The 20,176-nt window shown below is 44.5% G+C and carries 15 protein-coding genes; 6 read left to right on the forward strand and 9 right to left on the reverse strand.

Annotated features, from left to right (window positions below; genetic code table 11):
• Nucleotides 1–89: 89 nt before the first annotated feature.
• The 3 genes from EX191_RS04630 to yccS form a co-directional block, all read right to left on the reverse strand.
• Nucleotides 90–392 carry a hypothetical protein gene (locus EX191_RS04630; protein WP_193447230.1) on the reverse strand — a complete coding sequence of 101 codons (303 nt, stop codon included), beginning with the start codon at nt 390–392 and terminating at the stop codon, nt 90–92.
• Between the two features lie 80 nt (nt 393–472).
• Entirely contained in the window at nt 473–703 is a 231-nt protein-coding gene (locus EX191_RS04635) for a hypothetical protein (protein ID WP_041853076.1), read from the reverse strand.
• 184 nt (nt 704–887) lie between these two features.
• Entirely contained in the window at nt 888–3,041 is a 2,154-nt protein-coding gene (gene yccS / locus EX191_RS04640) for a YccS family putative transporter (protein ID WP_193447231.1), read from the reverse strand.
• Nucleotides 3,042–3,364: 323 nt separating this feature from the next.
• On the opposite strand from yccS, the gene helD reads away from it, so the two are divergent.
• On the forward strand, nt 3,365–5,434 hold the full coding sequence (gene helD / locus EX191_RS04645) for a DNA helicase IV (RefSeq protein WP_005396667.1): 2,070 nt from the start codon (nt 3,365–3,367) through the stop codon (nt 5,432–5,434).
• 77 nt (nt 5,435–5,511) lie between these two features.
• Here the strand turns inward: helD and EX191_RS04650 are convergent, their stop codons facing one another.
• Nucleotides 5,512–5,967, reverse strand: coding sequence for a methylglyoxal synthase (locus tag EX191_RS04650; RefSeq protein WP_005376571.1), 456 nt, complete (start codon nt 5,965–5,967; stop codon nt 5,512–5,514).
• Between the two features lie 64 nt (nt 5,968–6,031).
• On the reverse strand, nt 6,032–7,081 hold the full coding sequence (torT, locus tag EX191_RS04655) for a TMAO reductase system periplasmic protein TorT (RefSeq protein WP_080936816.1): 1,050 nt from the start codon (nt 7,079–7,081) through the stop codon (nt 6,032–6,034).
• Nucleotides 7,082–7,124: 43 nt separating this feature from the next.
• On the opposite strand from torT, the gene torS reads away from it, so the two are divergent.
• Entirely contained in the window at nt 7,125–10,088 is a 2,964-nt protein-coding gene (gene torS, locus EX191_RS04660; protein ID WP_193447232.1) for a TMAO reductase system sensor histidine kinase/response regulator TorS, read from the forward strand.
• Nucleotides 10,089–10,137: 49 nt separating this feature from the next.
• Here torS and EX191_RS04665 read toward each other — a convergent pair whose 3' ends face one another.
• The 3 genes from EX191_RS04665 to EX191_RS04675 form a co-directional block, all read right to left on the reverse strand.
• Complete coding sequence (locus EX191_RS04665) at nt 10,138–10,329, reverse strand: hypothetical protein (RefSeq protein WP_005376565.1); 192 nt, start codon at nt 10,327–10,329, stop codon at nt 10,138–10,140.
• An 18-nt stretch (nt 10,330–10,347) separates the two neighbouring features.
• A complete protein-coding gene (locus EX191_RS04670; RefSeq protein WP_193447233.1) occupies nt 10,348–12,702 on the reverse strand; it encodes a fatty acid cis/trans isomerase in 2,355 nt (784 codons plus the stop codon).
• An 89-nt stretch (nt 12,703–12,791) separates the two neighbouring features.
• On the reverse strand, nt 12,792–13,163 hold the full coding sequence (locus EX191_RS04675) for a winged helix-turn-helix domain-containing protein (RefSeq protein WP_227483998.1): 372 nt from the start codon (nt 13,161–13,163) through the stop codon (nt 12,792–12,794).
• A 330-nt stretch (nt 13,164–13,493) separates the two neighbouring features.
• On the opposite strand from EX191_RS04675, the gene EX191_RS04680 reads away from it, so the two are divergent.
• Nucleotides 13,494–15,041, forward strand: coding sequence for an arylsulfatase (locus EX191_RS04680; RefSeq protein ID WP_046875994.1), 1,548 nt, complete (start codon nt 13,494–13,496; stop codon nt 15,039–15,041).
• Between the two features lie 123 nt (nt 15,042–15,164).
• On the opposite strand, the gene EX191_RS04685 is transcribed toward EX191_RS04680, so the two are convergent.
• Complete coding sequence (locus EX191_RS04685; protein ID WP_005396661.1) at nt 15,165–16,022, reverse strand: LysR family transcriptional regulator; 858 nt, start codon at nt 16,020–16,022, stop codon at nt 15,165–15,167.
• Between the two features lie 140 nt (nt 16,023–16,162).
• Here EX191_RS04685 and EX191_RS04690 point away from each other — a divergent pair, with 140 nt between their 5' ends.
• The 3 genes from EX191_RS04690 (at nt 16,163) to EX191_RS04700 (ending at nt 20,166) form a co-directional block, all read left to right on the forward strand.
• A complete protein-coding gene (locus EX191_RS04690) occupies nt 16,163–17,689 on the forward strand; it encodes an arylsulfatase (protein WP_193447234.1) in 1,527 nt (508 codons plus the stop codon).
• 106 nt (nt 17,690–17,795) lie between these two features.
• Nucleotides 17,796–19,097, forward strand: coding sequence for an anaerobic sulfatase maturase (locus tag EX191_RS04695; RefSeq protein ID WP_193447235.1), 1,302 nt, complete (start codon nt 17,796–17,798; stop codon nt 19,095–19,097).
• Between the two features lie 85 nt (nt 19,098–19,182).
• Nucleotides 19,183–20,166 (forward strand): AAA family ATPase, encoded by a 984-nt coding sequence (locus tag EX191_RS04700; protein WP_048624957.1) that lies wholly within the window; start codon nt 19,183–19,185, stop codon nt 20,164–20,166.
• The last annotated feature ends 10 nt before the right edge of the window (nt 20,167–20,176 follow it).

A 20,176-nucleotide genomic window follows, 5' to 3' on the forward strand; every position in this document is an offset into this window, starting at 1 on the left:
CGAGACTTATTGAATCGAAATAGCACAACATTAGGTAGCAAAAGAGGGCTTGTTACGGATTTGTAGTGACAGGTCGGAACTAAGAAGTTTTAGACGTGAATATCGAGTAAGCTGCCAATGACTTCATTGTTTTTCTCAATGACGGACGCACCCACTCGGTTGTAACCTGCAGCTTGCGTAAGGTTGATGAGTGATTCAACTTTTTGAGAGGGGAGGCTAGGAGTTGAAGCGGTTATTGCGACATCTGCCACTTTAGCCAAATCGATGTTGTGAGAAGCGATCTCTTCTTTCACTTTACCTAAATTATCATTAATGCCATGCGCGGCTTTTTCAGCCATCTGCTGTGACATCTGAACAATTTGGTGCCCAGATTGAATTCCTGATACAGACATATCACCACTCCCAATACTATGCTAATGAGAGCATAGGTGGAGTTTATAAAACGTTCAAGTGTTTTATATCAATGATTTGATTAAGCAAACAGTTTAGAAAGCATTTCTCGCTCTTCAACAGAAAGTACTGGGTTTTGCGTTTTGTTTAACTTTACGCTTATCTCACCCTGTAATGATTTCAACTGACTCGCCGTTAAATCACTGAGCTTTTGTTTAAGTTCATTAAATTGTTGTGCGTTCATCTCAATACCCTCGTTGTAATTCGGTTTATCCTTCATTTCCCGAAATTCTTCGTCCTTTGGATACAACATATTTATTCAACCTAGATAGATTAGAATTTGATCGATTGCTTTTTGTCCGAACATTGTCAAGGTGTGTTAAGTGATACGTCAGATTTTTCCTATGAAGGTACATAATTACCCACTTTGGGGTAGATAGAAAAGTAGAAAGAAAAAAGGAAGGGACAATTCGCTTCCCTTTTATATGCGTGTGTTACTAGTTCACCCTCACTGCAAACTTACTGGCAAGTGAATGTAGCTCTGGGAGCATGCGATAGATAAGGTGAAGTTGCTGCAATACCATGCGAGCGGAACTATCATCTTCATCTCGCCACTCATTTAAGCGTTGCTCAAGTCCCGCGTCGTCAATATTAGATAAATCGCACTCTTCGCAATGCTGGTGAAGCTGTTTATGGAGGACGTCTAAATGCTGATGAATACAGCGGTGTGCATCTAAAACGAGTTTATGAATCGACTCATCTTCAATGCGAGTTCGGTGCGCACCAAGAGCAGAAATATAGTTCAGCATTGCGTGATTTAACGTTAAGAAGCGGAAGCTCTCATCAACGGCAGCACGATATTTACCAGGTTCCGCAAGCATTGTACTGATAGCAGAAGAAAGTGAGGCATCACTGTTATGGGCCTGACGACGAGCAATTCGATAGCTCAAGTTGTCCTTTTTACCAATTCGATACTGACCAATGATCTGATCGAGATACTGTTTGTTAGCATCTATCGCATCCGACATGACTTTGTGCAGCCTTCTCGATTGCCAATCTGGCAAAATAACCAGCACGGCTCCTACAGCAAGCACACACCCGATGAGTGTATCGGCCAGTCGAGGAAGCACAACCGCATAACCTTCACCTAACTGGTTGAATAAGAAGAGGACCAGTAGTGTGATAAAACCAGTTGCGTATCCGTAATTGTTCATCCGAAAGGCGAAAAACATCACGCCAGAAATAACGATGAATACTAACTGGCTTTCTTGAGAAGGGAAGAAAGTCAGTAATGGTACGCCAATTAACAAACCAGCTAATGTGCCTATGACTCGCGCTGTCAGTTTTTGACGTGTTGCGCTGTAGTTCGGCTGACACACGAAGAGAGTGGTTAAGAGTATCCAGTAACCTCGGTCGATGTTGAATACTTGAATGATTCCATAACCAATCGTCAAGGCAATCGACATACGCAATGCGTGTCGAAACAGCATCGAATCTTTGTGTAAATTCGCGGATATACGTTGCCACATGGCTTTTAATGTGTGCGGGTTAGTATCGGCGAGCGTATCTTCCTCTAGGCCCTCAACATCTGGATTGTTAATGTTATTCAGTTGCTTTTCTACCGTCGCTAAGTTATTGAATAAATATGTTAACTGCATTAGCAGACGTTTCCAGTGTCCTTGCTTTTGTTCTTCTAAGTAAGCAAGTGAATTTTGCACTTCAGCTAAGGCCAAGATGGACTGATCGGTATGTGAGTATTCATTCCCTAGCTGAATCGCTAATGCAATATCGCGACACGCTTGGGCTTGAGATTCCAAAAGATATTTAAAACGAAACAGCACATCAGAACGTTCAAATTCAGTTGCTAAATCTTGATAGCGGTAATGGCTAGAGCTGACTCGTTCGTGGATGTCTTGAGCGATGAAGTAGATATTTAAGAATCGGTCACTAGGGCCATCAATGTGGCCGCGTTTCGAGCGATTTAGTAATGTGGCTTTGCAAGCGTTTAGCGCCATCACCGTCGCTGCGTTGCACTTGGCGGCTTCAATTCGAAGTGGCTGTGGCGTTAGGTTGGTGACAGGGTGAAAAAGCTTGGCTTTCGCATCGAGATAATTTGCCATTTGAAAGAACACATTGGCTAAGCTTTGTTGCACAGGCTGAAGAGGCCAAAATATCTGCCAAATCATCGACATGAAGTAATACCAAGCCGCACCAGTTAAAAGCAGCAGTGGCTGAAACCAAATGTTAGTACTCTCATGTGCGCCAAGCATGGTGTAAATGGCGATCAGCAAAGAGCCAAAAGCAATGCTCGCGTATTTAGGACCTATCGCTCCAAGAATGATAAAACCAAAGGTTGAGATAAATAACCCTAATGCAAATGCCCAAGGGGTGTCGAACAAGATTTCAATTGAGAAAGCGGCGAGCGCAAAACAGAGAAAGGTCAGAATCAGCGCCTTGATTCGCCCTGTGAAACTATCATCACTCTCTGCCAAAGCAGCAGCAATAACGCCCAATATTAGCGGCGTGATCAGCGTGTTTTGCTCGAAGTACCAAGTCGGGATAACCACACCCAGTAAGGTGATTAGGATAAGAACGCTGTAATTTATGGTCTTGTTTGCCCAATAGGGCCGAAATTTAGAAGTTGCTTGCACAATGCGCCTTATGTTTCCGATGAAAAACGGGGGAATACTACCAAACCCACTATAGCGCGTTTATGATTTACTTTAAGAAAAATTCGTTGTTGCTGATAAAATCAACAGGGATGTCATTGACTTATACTAAAGCAGCCATGCAATGTGTCTATAATTGTAAAGTCAGCTTCAAATAGAATGAGCTTTAGGTTACTAAATCGACAGTAATGTGAATTTTATTAAAGAATAAAAGAAGATGCTTACTTAGGTGCTCGCCATTGCTACAATTTGGCGCCTTAAAATGATATAAATCGACAACTTCTAAATTAAAAGGCGCACGTTTTATGCAGCTCACTGCCACTAGCAAAGCACAGTTTTTTATTCAAAATGAGTACCATCACGTCGAAATAAAAGAGAACAGTGTTTTATTAAGCTCAATAGGCAGTGAAGAACATATTCCTTTTACGATCTGGAATGGCAAAGTTAGCGTAAAGCGTGGGTTGTTATGGAGCTCTTTGCAGTTTTTTGCTCACGAGCACGAAGGCAAACAACAAAGCTGGCTAGTACAAGGGCTACCGTGGCCACAATGCCGTAAGTTTGCTCTTGAAGCTGTTCGTCAGTATCAAGAATGGCACAATACTCAGTGCCGAAAACTGGCTGAGTATCTACCTAAGTGGGAAGAAGAGCTCTACAAACTTAAGCATCTTCCTGCCTATCTATCGCACTCTCAAGTGGTCTCCTGGGTGGAAAGTCTTAACCAAGAGTTAAGCGAAATGAAAACCACTCTAGAAGAAGCCAAAATGCGGATGCCGAATCGCATGGCGGAAATAGAGCCTTGGCTTATTGATACGTCTGCGACGCTTGGTGAGCGTAATCGTGATTGGCTTGAGGAAGAACGTCCGAATTGGGAAGTGCTGTTTAATCGCATAGAATCTTCGCCTTTAAACTTATCCCAGCAATATGCGGTGTTGCTCAACGATGATCACAACTTAGTCCTTGCTGGCGCAGGCTCTGGCAAAACCAGTGTTTTAACGGCTCGAGTTGCATACTTGTTGCAAAGCCACCAGGCTCAAGCAGAAGAGTTGCTTATGCTGGCTTTCGGTCGTGATGCCGCGACTGAAATGAAAGAGCGTTTAGTGGATAAAGTAGGCATGGCCGCAGACGGTGTGCGTGTGAATACGTTCCATCAACTAGGCTTATATATACTCAATCAAGTTGAGCAACAGCCTGTTGAGATCAGTCCGTTGGCGTTAGATGACAACCAGCGAACAGCATGGTGTGTAGATTGGCTGAAAAAGCATTGGATGACGCCTACTAACTTTAAACGTTGGCAAAAACATTTAGACAAATGGCCGATTGCCTATTTAAAAGGGGACGATGAGTTAGGAAGTCACTCAGAAAACCCAAAACTGATCGCGTGGCTAGACTCTCAGTTGTCTCACTTAGCTGCGGTAGGGCTAACCAAAAAGCAAGTGCAAGAAAAGTTGGTAAATCACCAAGACTATACTCGTTTAAACAGCGAACTCGCCTTGTGTTGGCCATGTTTTACGGCGTGGCAGAAAATGCTTAAAGAAAGCAATCAAGTGGATTTCCCTACCATGATCAGTCGTGCAACAGATTATGTAAATAAAGGGAAATTTGTCTCCCCATGGCGCTTCATTATGGTCGATGAGTACCAAGATATCTCTCCAGACCGTTTAGCACTGATTGAAGCACTGTGCGAATCCACACCGAAACAAGCGGGTGCGACGTTGTTTGCGGTTGGTGATGACTGGCAGGCCATCTATCAGTTTGCTGGTGCGGACGTCGATCTTATCACTGGGTTTAAAGACCGCTTTGCTCACTCTACCGTTCATCATCTAGATACGACTTATCGTTTCAACAATCAGATTGGTGATGTGGCAAACACTTTTGTGCAGCAAAACCCATCGCAATTGCCGAAAACACTAAATAGCCACAAGCAACGTAAGCAGAAGAGTGTGCATACCGCACCGAGCAACCAAGTTGAAAAAATCTTGGATCAATTGAATCAACAAGCCAAGCAAACCAAGTCAGTCTTATTGTTAGGACGTAATCATTATCACAAGCCCGATTTGTATGACGATTGGTTGCGACGTTTTCCTAATCTCGATATTCGTTTTATGACTTGCCATGCGAGTAAAGGGCGAGAGGCTGATTTTGTCATTATCCTTTCTGTGGATGAGGGGCAGTTCCCTGCGAAGAAGAAGCAAATTCACATTGATGGCGCACTGACCGAGTCTAAAGACAAATTCCCTCACGCAGAAGAGCGCAGGCTGTTTTACGTGGCGATTACGCGTGCGAAAGAGAAAGTTTGGATTACGCACACTGGCGCTGGGTCCGCATTTGTTCAAGAGCTCGTCAATGGCGATTATCCGATCATCACTTCGCGTTGAAGGCAGAGTTCTGAATTTTAGAAATAATAAAGGCGATACTCAGTATCGCCTTTACGTTATTCGGTTGGCATCAAAGCTTACATGCGTTCAGCAAGATACGCTTCGTAATCCGGTACTTCAATATCCACTTCTTGCTCAAGAAGAGGGGAGTTAAACAGGAACTTAGCGGTGGCTCGGTTCGTTGCCACAGGAATATTCCAAACGCTAGCAATACGAAGAAGCGCTTTAACGTCTGGGTCGTGAGGTACGGCGTTGAGCGGATCCCAGAAGAAAACGAGAACGTCGATTTTGCCTTCTGAAATGAGCGCGCCAAGTTGTTGGTCACCGCCCATTGGGCCACTGATCATGCTCTTAATCGCCAGTCCAGTTTCTTTGCTCAACATGTGCCCGGTTGTGCCTGTCGCGTAAAGAAAGTGACTCTGCAGTTTTTCTTTGTTTTCTTTTACCCAGCGAAGTAGCTCAGGTTTGCAGTTGTCATGGGCAACCAAAGCCACGTGTTTGTGGGTTGGCATGGTACGAATGGTTTTTTGCATCAAGATGTTTCCGTTTGTATGATTTTAAAATTGTTGTTATTCAATAGAACACGTTTTTTGTCTTTCAATCAACAGCCTTAACACGGAATGTCGGCCTATATTCTGACGGAGATAACGATTCTTCGATCGTATCGTCATGAAGTGTCTTCGGAGTCAGTGGCTTGATCGTTGGTGAGGCATGTTTGTCATACTCTTCACCCCTCAAGTAATGCGCTGCTTGCATGACGGAAAGCCTGCCTTGCTGCACCATTTTATCTGTTGGTGCGAAGAGCACTTTGTTACGCAATAGTCCTCGGTAAACACCATGACTTAAGTACACAGAAACCAAACCGATCTCCTCAGCTTTGCCTGCGCTACGCAGTTCACTGATAGCGGCTTCAATCGCAACCGCGCTGCCAACGATATAATCTATATTTCCCATATCAATCACACGTTGAACCAGGTTACGCTGTAACTCTTTGTCGTTGTCTGCCCAAAACGAGTCAACGATGTTGATATCACTTCCTTGGATCGCTTCATAAAATCCGGCAGTCACGGGCTTCGTACCTCCACGAGTACGCGGCCCCAAAAGTAAGGCAATGTTTGTTTTTCCTGATCCCTTTGGATGACGAGCAGCCAGATATTTTCCTGCTTCGTATCCCATCCAGTGCCAGTCAACACCGACCGTACCTTTTAACAGCTCACTTTGCTCTTCATCCAGATCGAGTTGGTTCACAGTAGCAAAGACAGGAATGTTTCCGACCCAATTCTTAAGCGAATGTTCATAGGCCTGTGGGTCCACTGTCCCAAGGACAATCGCATCTGCTCCCCATTGGCTGCACAGTGCGAGTTGTTGCTCTTGACGCGTTTTGTTTGGGTAGCCACCCGCTTCAAGGACTCTCAGCTCGACGCCTTCTTTTTTCGCTTCGGACACCATTCCATAGTTTACTGATAACCAGTATGAATCCTTTAGGTGAGGGTAAATGGCACATACTTTTTCTGCTGCAACCACTGGTAAAGAAGCGACAAGGGCTAATGTGACTGCAGAATGTTTGAAAATTGTGCGAAATGCGTGTTGATTTTTAACCATGAAATGAAGTTCGTTGGCATAGATTAAGTAAACACTGCAAAATATAACGTAATATGTCGCTGAACACGAACATTAAGGTCATGAAAATATGTTGCTAGCAACCGCAAGCATCGGTCGTAAACTCTTGTTGTCTTTCATTGCGATGGCAATGCTGGTTATGTTATCGGCACTTATTGGTGTGTCTGGATTTTCTTTAGTTGCCAAGACGGAAAGAAATGTCGTGGATTCTGCAATTCCCGCCATGATTGAAGCGAGGCAAGTCTCTGAGTTGAGTACTCGCATCATTTCGTCTGTACAACTGTTATCGAACGCAAGAAACGAGCAGGAAAGAAAAGAGTCTGGGCGTGTGCTTTTCGAACAGCTCGAATCATTGCTTACTCATATCAAAGAGCTGGGGAGTGAGTCGTTTGATTCTCAATTGCTAGAAGATCTCGAGAATAACGTCCAGAACGTTATCGACAACTTGGCAGAACTTGGTGTTTCGGTTGAAAGAAAGCTGTGGCTGGCAAAAGAGATTGATACTCGTGTCGAAGAGATGCGCTTACTGAGTGAAGAGTTGGAACAGCTAACTCGGACGCAAGTTCAGAACACGAGCACCATTGCCGTTGCTAACGTCACACATATCTATGACTTATTAGAATCGAATAAAAAATCGCAAGTTTATCAGGCACTAGATGCGCTGGTGGAAGTGGATCTAGATCTGACAGAGCGATTGCATGAGCTGCACTTATTGGCTTTTAAAATGCTGAATCAAATTGAAGAAGCTCGCACATTAACCAATATTGAGCGCATCCAGCAGGTGCAAAGTGATTTTGAAAGTAATCTCAAAATCATGAAGCGCCGTGTGCTTGCCGTGGAAGATCCCACTCGCTCTAAACAAATGAGCCAACTACTAACAGAGCTCGGTAAGCGTCAGGTCGTGTTCACTATTTTGATGCAGCAGTATGAGAATAACGAACAATCTCAACAACTGATGCAAAAGACACTGGAATTGTTTTCGGAGCTGAATGGTACCGTAAACAAATTGGTTGATGATTCAAACAAAACGACAACCGTCGCTGTGGATGAATTGACGAGCACGCTGAAATTCGCTCAGTGGTCTCTAACGGTGATTTCAATTGTTGGTTTGATTGTGTTGGTGCTGATTTTATGGCGTGTTGTATACCTTTCTGTGGTTAAGCGATTGGCAGAGTACTCTGCTGCGTTGCTTTCTGTGGCGCAGGGTAACTTAGCCGTCGAGCTGGAGGTAAAAGGCAAAGATGAGCTAGCGCATATGGGGCAAGCTATCATCACGGCTCGAAATACAGCGCAAGCGCTAAAAGTGGTCGCAGAGGGAGAAGCTCAAGCCAAGCGAGAGCTCGAAGAGCACAAAGAGCATTTGGAAGAGCTCGTTGAGCAACGCACTTCGCAGTTAAAACAAGCGAACCGCCGTTTGAATGAAGAGGTTTTGAATCACGCGAAAGCTCGTAAGCAAGCAGAGCAAGCGAGTCGAGCTAAATCAGCATTCTTGGCGACCATGAGCCATGAGATCAGAACGCCGATGAATGGGGTGCTCGGAACGGCACGTCTGTTGATTGACTCCGGCCTCAATCCTATTCAAAAGCGTTATGCGGAAATCATCAACCGCAGTGGTAAAACGTTGCTCGCGATTCTGAATGATGTGCTGGACTACTCCAAGATTGAAGCTGGGCATTTAGAGATTCGCCACATGGGCTTCGATTTACACCAAATGGTTGAAGACACTTTCCAGTTGATGAACAGTCGAGCTCAAGAGAAGAGGCTGTTGTTTTCCTATCATATCGAAAGTGATGTAAGTCGCTATTGGAAAGGGGATGTCACCAGAATCAGTCAGGTGCTGAACAACCTCGTCGGAAACGCGATTAAATTTACTGACGAAGGTGAAATTGATATCTATGTTAGCCTCAACCCAGAGGATGAGTCGCAAGTCCTATTCGAAGTATCAGATACCGGGATAGGTATTGCCAAAAAAGATCAGAGAACGTTGTTTGATGCCTTCACGCAAGCCGAAGGTGGGATGAGTCAAACTGGAGGAACGGGGCTTGGCCTTGCCATCAGTAAACGAATCATTGAAGCGATGGGCGGTATTTTAGAAGTCGATTCTGAAGAAGGACATGGCAGTCGATTCTGGTTCTCCATTCCATTAGAGGAAAGTGAGCCTGTTGAAACCGGTGCAGTGGCAACCGCGCGCTGCAAAGTGAAAGCGAAAGTCTTGTTGGTAGAAGACAATGAAGTAAACCGAGTGGTTGCGGAAGGCTTTTTAGAAAGCATGGGCCACCAGGTCGTGATGGCAGAAAACGGCTCACAGGCAGAGCAACTGATCAGCACGCAGGATTTTGATATCGCTTTAGTCGACATCAACTTGCCAGACTGTGATGGAACCGAGTTAATCCAACGTTTAAAACAAATTGAATGTAACAAACCAGCCAATAAAGCCCTTGCTGCTACGCCTATGATCGCAGTGTCTGCGCACGTTTTTGCCGAAGAAGTTGAGCGCTATTTAGCTGCAGGTTTTGACGGGTATTTACCTAAACCATTGGCAAAAGAAGCTCTAGCGGCATTGATTCAGGACGTGCTGGATGGAAAACCGCTGTTGTTGCCACAAAATGCCGACTGTACCTCGTTTGATCAAACTTCGTCTCAAGAACAAGCGATACAATCAAAGGTTGTTCAAGTCCCTAAAACAGAGGAATCAGATGTGGTCATCATTAACCCGAGCGTGATTGAGTCCGATATGAAAATCTTGGGCAGAGAGAAGATGTTGCACATCATTAATCTGTTTAGAACGACCAGTGCCGATGTACTAAGTAAGCTGCAAGCGTCTGCTGGTGGTAATGACAGTAAAGAAGTGAAGAACCTTGCTCACAAACTAAAAGGCAGCGCAGGGAGTTTAGGGCTTACGGCATTAATGAACTCATGCCAAGAAATTGAAGCTGCGCCTCAACCTTTAGATACCTACATGGCGAGTAAAGATCAATTGGCGTCTCAAGTGTCTGAATCAATTCAAGCTCTTGATGAGTTGATGGCGAAGTAAATCAATTGCATCCCAAAAACAAAAACCTCCGGCAAGCCGGAGGTTTTTTCTATTCGGTCATGTCATCTTCCCACTCGAATCGAGTGTCTAGGGCATAAGGGTCGTCATCAAAAGGATGCTCCACTTTGCCACGCAAGTATTCGAGTTGATGCTCAAGCATGTTGACCGTTTCGTAGTCTCCCTCAGAACAAGCAACGTAAATCTGTTGTTCAAGAGCGGCAATGTTATCTCGGATACCCATGAGAACCCCCTTAAATCATCATCGATTCTCAAAACGATTATAGTCAAGTAATCCAAATTCGATCGGTTGTTTTGTACGGTACCAATTGTGCAGACGATCGCTAAACGGCCAGAATTTTTCTGAGCTTCTGCGAATCGCAAAATTATCCAACAACTTAACGTAATCGGATTCATTTTGGATGGCACTAAATTGATCGACAAATTCTTTTACTTGATTTTCGTTGATCGAGAAAAATGCCGCTGGGTAGCTTCCCACAACGCCACGTACGATGGTCATATCATCGTTAGCAAAGTCGCGGTTGCTTTCTTCATCAAACAAGCTAGAAATATTCGTGTGTGCATTATTGTGAAGTAGGGTGAATAACTCATCTTTTCCAGACTGGCTTCTCACCATAAGCATGGTGATTTGCGGAACGGTTTTCAGGCCTTCTCCACGAACTTGGCCAATACGTTGGAGCTGTTTTTCACTTTGAGCAGAAAGCTCAGTATCTTTAATCTCGTAGCGCGGAAGAAGAACATCTGAGACTCGTTCTCTAAGCAACTCGACTAACTCTGTTTTTGGATCGTCAGTTTTGTACTCGACGCTGGTTGGTTGGTTAAATGGCTTCACGTTGCGTTGTAAAAAGTCACTTAACTGTGGACTTTGATCTTTATACCAGCTTGATTGCAGTTCATGACGCATGTCGGTTGGCAGCAAAGATATAAAATTACTTTCGCCTTCCAGACGCAAGAAGTCCATGAACATTCGTGTCATGAGTTGGTGGCCGAAGTTGCCGTACACATCAAACCCAGCAACGAGCAAATAGTGGATGCGTTCTAGCAACGCGTAGTCAAGAATCCATACCGTTTTCGGCTGCTCGCCAACTAACCCTTGTACGACAGATGCGCTGTCAAAGTGGCGGAAAATCGTTAATGCCGCATTGTGGTTGGTGCCATTACCGTCCCAAATTACGTCGGTGGATAGGTTTTCGCCTTCCTTAAACCAGTTATTGGTAAATTCAGACTTGGCTTCTAGGTAGCGAGCTTGCTGACGCGCGTATTTAACCCAGTTGGTAACAGGTAGCGTGTTGCTTTCCTGCTCTGCTGGCAGTCTTAGGTTATCAGCCTGAGAGCGGTAAAACTCATTTACTTCAGGGATATCTGCTTTATCTGGATCTAGAAAGAATATCCAAAAGCGATCATTGATAACATTCAGTGCAAGTTGGCCACGACAAACAGGCCCTTTAATGTAAGCCATGATCGTGTTTTGCGCATTGTCCAACATAAACTTGAAGCGTGATTTAACCGGAAGATCGATAAATGATGTCATCGGGTTTGCAGCAACTTCAGGTTCATAACTCGGTAGTTGATTAACTGTGTAATCAGCATCGATAAACCATGTGTTCCAGTTTTCAATACGTTGCTTGTTTAACGCGAACGGCATGTGTGTTTTATCTACAATCGTCCCTTGTTCTGGAATAATTCGATAAAACACGCGCTCAACCCCGGGATCATCGTACGGGCGACGTGTTGAAATACGTTTTACTGGTTGCCCCGGTGGAGTAGAAGAACGAACTAATGTAAAGAATCGAGGATCTTCAGTGAGCTCTGAAAAGTAGAGGTGAGACAAAAACAAATGCTCGTAAATGTAGCGAGCCATCAGTTGATTTTTTAGATCAGCGCGATTGAGCAAAGTTTCATACTTGTCGATTTGAGCTTGCTCTTGTTCACTAATTGGTTGGTGAACGTTCATTATCGCGCCGTTTTCCAGCCAAGTCATCAGTGTGTGGTATTCACTGTTTGATAGGTTTGGCATACCAAAAGGCATTCCCCAAGTTGGGTTATCTATTTCGTATTGTTCGTACTCTTCAATTGTTGGACAGGTTTGTTCTCGGTCTATCGAAAAATCAAAACCTTCTAACTGGACTTGATCAGGCAGCGGGTGGCGTTCTTTTTGTTGTAGCAAACGTGCAATGAGGCCTGCATCAATGTTGGCCGCCATGCTCTGATCACGTTCGTTAAGTACCGGATGAAAACCCGCATCACGCCACTCTTGGGTTGTTTCTGCATCTTCGAATAAGCGTGTTGGCGCGGCGGCAGTAAGTCTTGTTCCTTCATATACCAGTGCTTTGCTCGCGCCACGGTCAATACCCTCAACGGAAGAAAGCTTAAGCTGACATGGTGCATCGTAGCAAGCATGACAGACGACACAGCGGTTATCCATAATGGGTTTGACTTCGCTTTGGAAAAAGTTTGCTTGAGGTGTAGCTACGTCCGCCGTACGTTCACGAACGAGCTGTGGACCAAACAGTTGGTCATAGTTAAGGCCCGCATAGGTTGCACAGCCAGCAAACAATGTAGCAATGCAAAGTATAAAAATTAAGCGCAAATTCATTGAGTTATTTTACGTGATTAGAATTTGCATTAATTAAAGCAAAATAAGCGGTCAATTACCAAAAGTTGGAGCAGTTCGCCGCGATTTCTTTACTTTTTCGCATGCTTAAATACATAACCTTGTCGATGAACGGTCTGAATTCGATCCGCGTTAATCCCTTCGCTAACCAGTCGTTTTCTTATTCTACTAATGTGCATATCGAGTGCGCGGTCATGCTCTGAGAACGTGCGCTTCAGTACCGTTTCATAAAGGAAAGGTTTGCTAAGCACTTGATCTTGATAATGAGTCAGAGTACGGAGCAGCTCGAATTGAACGCTTGTAAGCTGAACTAACTTTTTGTCTGGCGGACGATTTATCATCACAGTATGGCTGTGCTTATCCAGTACGAGCTCATATTCATTATTGAGACCGTTATCGGAAGCTGCCGTCTTAGGTGCAGACGAAAGGGTAGACTCAAACATATTGGCATCTTAATTATTAATGATAGTAAAAATTATTATCATTAATGTTGGCGTGAAATCAATGCTGTATTTTATTTGTAATGCAATATGTCGGAGTCATATCAAAATTCTGATATGGAAGAAATAACTCTACGAGGGAACGAGTACCAATTTAAATCGCCAAATCAATAAGTACTACCACAATTTCTAAAGTAAATAATCAGCTATTTTGGGGACTAGAGCAGCTGTTAATGTCTCTAAAGTTCTTATTTCTAAGATTCGCTTATCCACTATTTCTAGACTATACATTCTGTTGCAGGAAGCTCTTTTCTAATACACACAGAGGTTTATATGACAGCGAAATATGGCGTAAAACGTCGATTAGCGATTCTTGCCGCCGCCTTAATTGGCGCGACAAGTAGCAGTATCGCGGCAGAAAAACCTAACATTCTCGTCATTTGGGGTGATGATATTGGCCAGTCCAATCTCAGTGCTTACACCTTTGGCTTGATGGGATACAAAACACCAAACATAGACAGCATTGCGAAAGAGGGCATGATGTTCACGGATTATTACGGTGAACAATCTTGTACTGCGGGCCGTTCTACTTTTATCACCGGCCAGACCGTCCTGAGAACGGGTTTAAGTAAAGTAGGGCTTCCTGGCGCAGATCTTGGCTTGAAGGAAGAAGATGCCACCATTGCCGAAATGTTGAAGCCGATGGGCTATATGACGGGTCAATTTGGTAAAAATCATTTAGGCGACAAAGACGAGCACCTGCCTACTAACCACGGCTTCGATGAATTTTTTGGCAACCTTTATCACTTGAACGCCGAGGAAGAACCAGAAAACGTCGATTACCCTAAAGATCCAGAATTTCGTAAAAAATTTGGTCCACGAGGCGTTATTCGCTCATACGCTGACGGCAAAATCGAGGACACCGGGCCTCTGACTCGCAAGCGTATGGAAACCGTGGATGAAGAGACGTTGGATGCGGCACTCGATTTTATGGATCGTGCCGTCAAAGCTGAAAAACCTTTCTTCGTCTGGTGGAACGCAACGCGTATGCATTTCCGCACCCACGTGAAAGAAGAAAATTCGGGAAAAACAGGCATCAGTGAGTATGCTGATGGCATGGTTGAGCATGATAATCATGTCGGCCAACTACTGAAAAAAGTGGACGATTTGGGCATAAAAGACAACACGATAGTCTTTTATTCAACCGATAATGGTCCACACATGAACTCATGGCCAGATGCAGGTACAACGCCATTCCGTGGAGAGAAAAACACCAACTGGGAAGGTGCATATCGAGTCCCTGCGATGGTACGTTGGCCGGGTAAAATTAAAGCCGGCTCTGTCTCGAATGATATCATGCACCATATGGACTGGATGCCAACTTTCGTTGCTGCCGCGGGTGATGACAGTATCAAAGAGAAATTACTCAAAGGCTATAGTGCGAATGGTAAGAAATTCAAAGTGCATCTCGATGGTTACAACTTCCTGCCATATTTAACTGGCAAAGAAGAGAAAGCACCGCGTGAAGAGATTTTTTACTTCTCGGATGATGGAGACTTAACTGCACTTCGTTATAACAAGTGGAAACTGGTTTTCATGGAGCAACGAGCAAAAGGTACGCTGCGCATTTGGGCGGAACCATTCACCACACTTCGTGTTCCTAAGATCTTCAACTTACGTATGGACCCTTACGAAGTGGCTGATATCACTTCCAACACCTACTATGATTGGATGCTAGACCGTGCTTACATGCTGGTTCCTGCCCAAGCTTACGTAGGCAGATTCCTCGAAACGTTTAAAGAGTTCCCACCAAGGCAAAAAGCAGCAAGCTTCTCGCTCGATCAGGTGATGGAGAAATTAAAAGAGAACCCAAATAAGTAGGCTAGTGCTACGTAAGCAATACGATGCAACCATATAGAAAAGAGGCTCATATGAGCCTCTTTTTTCCGTCTAATAAAAGCTTTCAGAGCAACGAATGGCAAAGAAAATGCGAATCAACAAGGCCTACAAGGAAACTGGCTCGTAGTGGGCTGCCGTTAAGTTCGCTTTAATTTTTTCACGTAGCGCAATATGAGCAGGGTTGTTCATCTCTCGCTTATGGTAAACAAACTTGTAAGGGATAGCGCATATAGAAATAGGGCATTGCAGAACTTGAAGCTTAAGGGCTTTACTCCATTTGTTTGCAAAAGATTGAGACACTAAGCCTAAACAATCGCGTTGCGCGACGTACAACGCCATACCAGCAAGCGAAGATGTGATCAAATCGACTTTTCTCTCTTGAATAGTTTCTTGGGATAGCTGTTCAAAACCGCTCATGTTGTTCCATTTCCCTGAAAACAAACAGTGAGTTTCCTCATAAAACTGCTCTTTTGAGAGCGAGCCTTGCACGCGGGGATGATTCTCACGACAGATAATCACCGCCTCTTCTTCGTAGGCATCTTCAATAATAAACGCCGCATCTTTTGTGATAACAGTATCAATGACAAGATCGACTTTTTGTTGTCTTAGAAGCTCAAATAATAAGAACTTTTCGGGTGGTGATTCATAAAAAATAGTGTTCTTTATCGGGTCCATAATGTGCAATAAAATTTCGGAACAACACACTTCAAAATGATTCTTATCGGATATCGCATTGTCAATGATATTAACCGCTTGCTGGAATTGCGGTAGCAGTTGATAGGCGGTGGATGTTAGTGCGATACCTCGCCCTTTTTTGACAAATAATTGCTTATCGACCACTTGTTCTAAACGCTTTATTGCAGCGCTCACAGCAGGTTGCGTAAGCCCCAATTGTTCCGCGGCTTTTGTATAAGATTGGAACTCCGCGACAACAAGAAAAGTTTGGATCAAATTCAAGTCCATAACGTCACTCATAAATTTAATTTATAGGTTAACTAATTCTGACTGCATTTATCGCCTGAAATTAGTGCTTTATCTTATATCAACAATGGTATTGAAAAGCGAATACCATTTTTACGCACTAGCGAACTCTTGGAGATAATATGAAAAATGCGACCAAAACGAGCAGTAAAAAACTCGTACTTAACGCATGTACGTTAGCATTAGGCGCTGCATCTGCAGTTGCACACGCAGCGGACAAACCCAACATTCTTGTCATCTTTGGTGATGATGTTGGTTACTGGAACCTTAGTACCTACAACCAAGGCATGATGGCGTACAACACGCCGAACATCGATAGCATTGCTAAAGAAGGTGCGAAGTTCACTAACTTCTATGCACAGCAAAGTTCGACAGCAGGCCGTTCTGCATTCATTACTGGTCAAATGCCAAAACGTACTGGTCTATCAAAAGTGGGCTTACCAGGCGCTCCGCAAGGTATCTCGGAAAAAGATCCAACGATTGCAACCGTGCTCAAGCAAATGGGTTACGCAACCGGACAATTTGGTAAGAACCATTTAGGTGACCGAGACGAACACCTTCCTACTAACCACGGTTTTGATGAGTTTTTCGGCAACCTATATCACTTGAACGCGGAAGAAGAGCCAGAGAACGTGGATTATCCTAAAGATCCAGAGTTCAAGAAGAAATTTGGCCCTCGTGGCGTAATCCACTCTTACGCTGACGGCAAAATTGAAGATACCGGTCCACTTACGCGTAAGCGTATGGAAAATGTTGACGGTGAATTCCTTGATGCTGCGGAAACCTTCATAGAAAAACAAGTAAAAGCGGATAAGCCGTTCTTTACTTGGTTTAACACCACTCGCATGCACAACTTCACGCATGTTCCTGAAGAATACCAAGGTAAAACAGGTGCTGGTTTCTACGCGGATGGTGTTAAGCAGCACGATGATCAAATCGGTCAGCTACTTAACAAGATCAAAGAGTTGGGTGTGGATGACAATACAATCATTGTTTACACCACTGACAACGGTCCTATGGTTGATTTGTGGCCGGATGCAGGGATGACACCGTTCCGATCAGAGAAAAACACTGGTTGGGAAGGGAGCTTCCGTGTGCCAATGTTGATTAAATGGCCTGGAAAAATTGAGGCAGGTAAAACGTTCAACGGCATGATGTCATTAGAGGATTTCTTCCCGACATTGGTTGCTGCAGCGGGTGACACCAAAGTTAAAGATGAATTACTAAAAGGTAAGAAAGTTGGTGATATGGACTACAAAGTTCACCTAGATGGTTACAACCAACTGCCATATCTAACGGGTAAATCAGACAAATCTGCTCGTAACGAATTCGTTTACTGGAGCGATGACGGCGATCTTGTGGCATTACGTCAAGGAAAGTACAAGTTCCACTTTATGATTCAAGAGAATGAAACGGGCATGGATGTATGGCGTAAGCCTTTCACTAAACTTCGTGTTCCATTGATCTTCGACTTGAGCATCGACCCATTCGAACGTGGTGACCAAGGTATGGGTTACTCTCGTTGGATGTACGAGCGTTCATTCCTAATGATGCCAGCGGTAGAGAAAGTGAAAGAGGTAATGGGTACGTTTAAAGAGTTCCCACCTCGTATGGAAGCAGGTTCGTTCGTACCTAAGTCTTCTAAGTAATTAATATTATATAGCGCTTTTCGGAGCGCTATATACCCAAATAGCTTTAATTCTTGCTGAAATGTGATTACGAGGTTATTTGGGTATATTAAATAGTGAGAAACGTATGAGTAAGATTTCCCCTCGCCATTCTACTACCATGCCTATTGTTCCTCTTAAAACGGCGTCTAAAGCACCGGTTCCGGGTGCGTACGATCGTCGATTACATGTGATGGCAAAGCCAGGCGGAGCAAAATGCAATATCGATTGTCAGTACTGCTTTTATCTGCATAAAGAAAATCTACTGCACCAAGAAAAGCAGCCAAAAATGGACGACGCAACATTGGAAGCGTTCGTGAAAAGCTACATCGAAAGTCAGGATGGCGAAGAAATTGTATTCTCATGGCAGGGCGGGGAGCCAACGCTACTTGGGTTGGACTATTTCCGCAATGTTGTAGCTCTGCAAAAGAAACATCAGCCGAAAGGCGTTCGCATTGAAAACGACCTTCAGACCAACGGCATTTTGCTAAACGATGAGTGGTGCGCGTTTTTAAAAGAGCACAACTTCCTAGTTGGCTTGTCGATTGATGGGCCACGAGAGCTGCACGACAAATATCGCAAAACCCGCAGCGGTAAGCCGACGTTTGATCTGGTGATGAAAGCGGTAGATAAGCTCAAAGCGCATGGCGTGAAATTCAATGCGTTGGTGACGGTCAATCGGCACAATGCGAAATACCCGCTCGAAGTGTATCGATTTGTAACCCAAGAACTGGGTGTGACTTACATTCAGTTTGCACCGGTGGTTGAAGCGAACGACTTCCAAACAACCGCACCGCAGTTTTGGAACGAACAGATGATCCCAACCAAAGGCAGTGATCTGGCGAAACCGGGTCATCCAATGTCTGTTGTGACGGATTGGTCGGTTGATCCTGAAGACTGGGGACGCTTCTTAATGACCACCTTTGAAGAGTGGGTGAATAACGATCTTGGCCGTGTACTGGTTAACCTGTTTGAAACCGCGGTAGCGCAAGTAATGGGGAAACCGTCTCAGCTTTGCGTGACAGCTGAGTTTTGTGGCAAAGGCTTGGCGATTGAGCACAATGGCGACGTGTTCAGTTGCGACCACTATGTATACCCAGAATACAAACTCGCCAACATTCATGAACACTCATTGAATGACATGGCATTCTCTACACGACAATACACCTTTGGCATGGCAAAACGCGAATCTTTGCCGACGTATTGTAAGCAGTGTCCCTACTTGCCTTATTGCTGGGGCGAGTGTCCGAAAAACCGTTTGATCAAAACGCCGAATGGCGAGGCTGGACTAAACTATCTGTGTTCGGGAATCAAAATGTTCTTTGATTACGCATTACCGATGTTGGTTGGTCTTGAACAGCTTCTCCAATCTGAAGAACCGCAAAGATAACATAGTGAATATAACCTTAAGTTATTTCATTTGTTCTTATACTTAACTATTGAAAAGACGGCTTAAACCACTGAAAAGGTACCCTATGAACCACGCACAACAAGCGATAAAAGAACTCATCGAACAAACAGAAAAAAGCGTCATTGGACAAAGCCACGTGGTTCGAGCTTTAGTCATCGGGTTATTAACGAACGGGCACATTCTTCTAGAAGGTTTGCCGGGAACGGCAAAAACACGTTCTGTAAAATCGTTGGCCAACTTGTTAAACACCAGTTTTGGTCGAATCCAGTTTACGCCGGACCTTTTGCCATCGGACGTGACGGGAACCGAGGTTTATCAAGAGTTGGATGGCAAGCCGCAACTTCATTTTCAACCAGGGCCAATTTTTAACAGCATAGTGCTTGCCGATGAGGTCAACCGTGCGCCAGCCAAAGTACAAGCGGCACTGCTTGAAGCCATGGCCGAAGGCACAATTACGGTAGGCGATAAAACTCACGTATTGCCAGACTTATTTATGGTGCTTGCAACGCAAAACCCAGTAGAGCAAGAGGGCACGTACCCGCTGCCAGAAGCGCAAATGGACCGTTTTATCATGAAGGTTACTGTCGACTATCCAGAAGATGAAGCCGAACGTGACATCATTCGTTTGGTACGCAGTGAAGAATTAGGTGCGGAAACCAGCAGCGAAATTATTACGCCAAAACACATCGAGCCAGATGTGGTGCTAGAAGCACGTCGTCAACTACCTGATATTGTTGTGTCAGATCTAGTGGAAAACTACATTGTCGCGTTAGTGATGGCGACTCGTAAGCCAGAGCGTTATGCCGATTCAAACTTAGCAAAATGGATTGAGATTGGCTCTAGTCCTCGTGCTTCCATCGCACTAGACAAATGCGCTCGTGCGTATGCGTGGATGCAAGGACGTGACCATGTCACTCCTGACGATGTGCGAGCCATGATTCCGTCTGTACTGGGCCACCGTTTTTCTTTGACCTACGATGCATTAGCAGACGGGGTCGATCACCAACGCGTCGTGCAAGAGCTGCTAGATTGTGTAGAAATTGGGTAAGCGGGAGGCA

It is taken from the genome of Vibrio chemaguriensis (genome assembly GCF_012275705.1).
Taxonomy (GTDB): Bacteria; Pseudomonadota; Gammaproteobacteria; order Enterobacterales; family Vibrionaceae; genus Vibrio; species Vibrio diabolicus.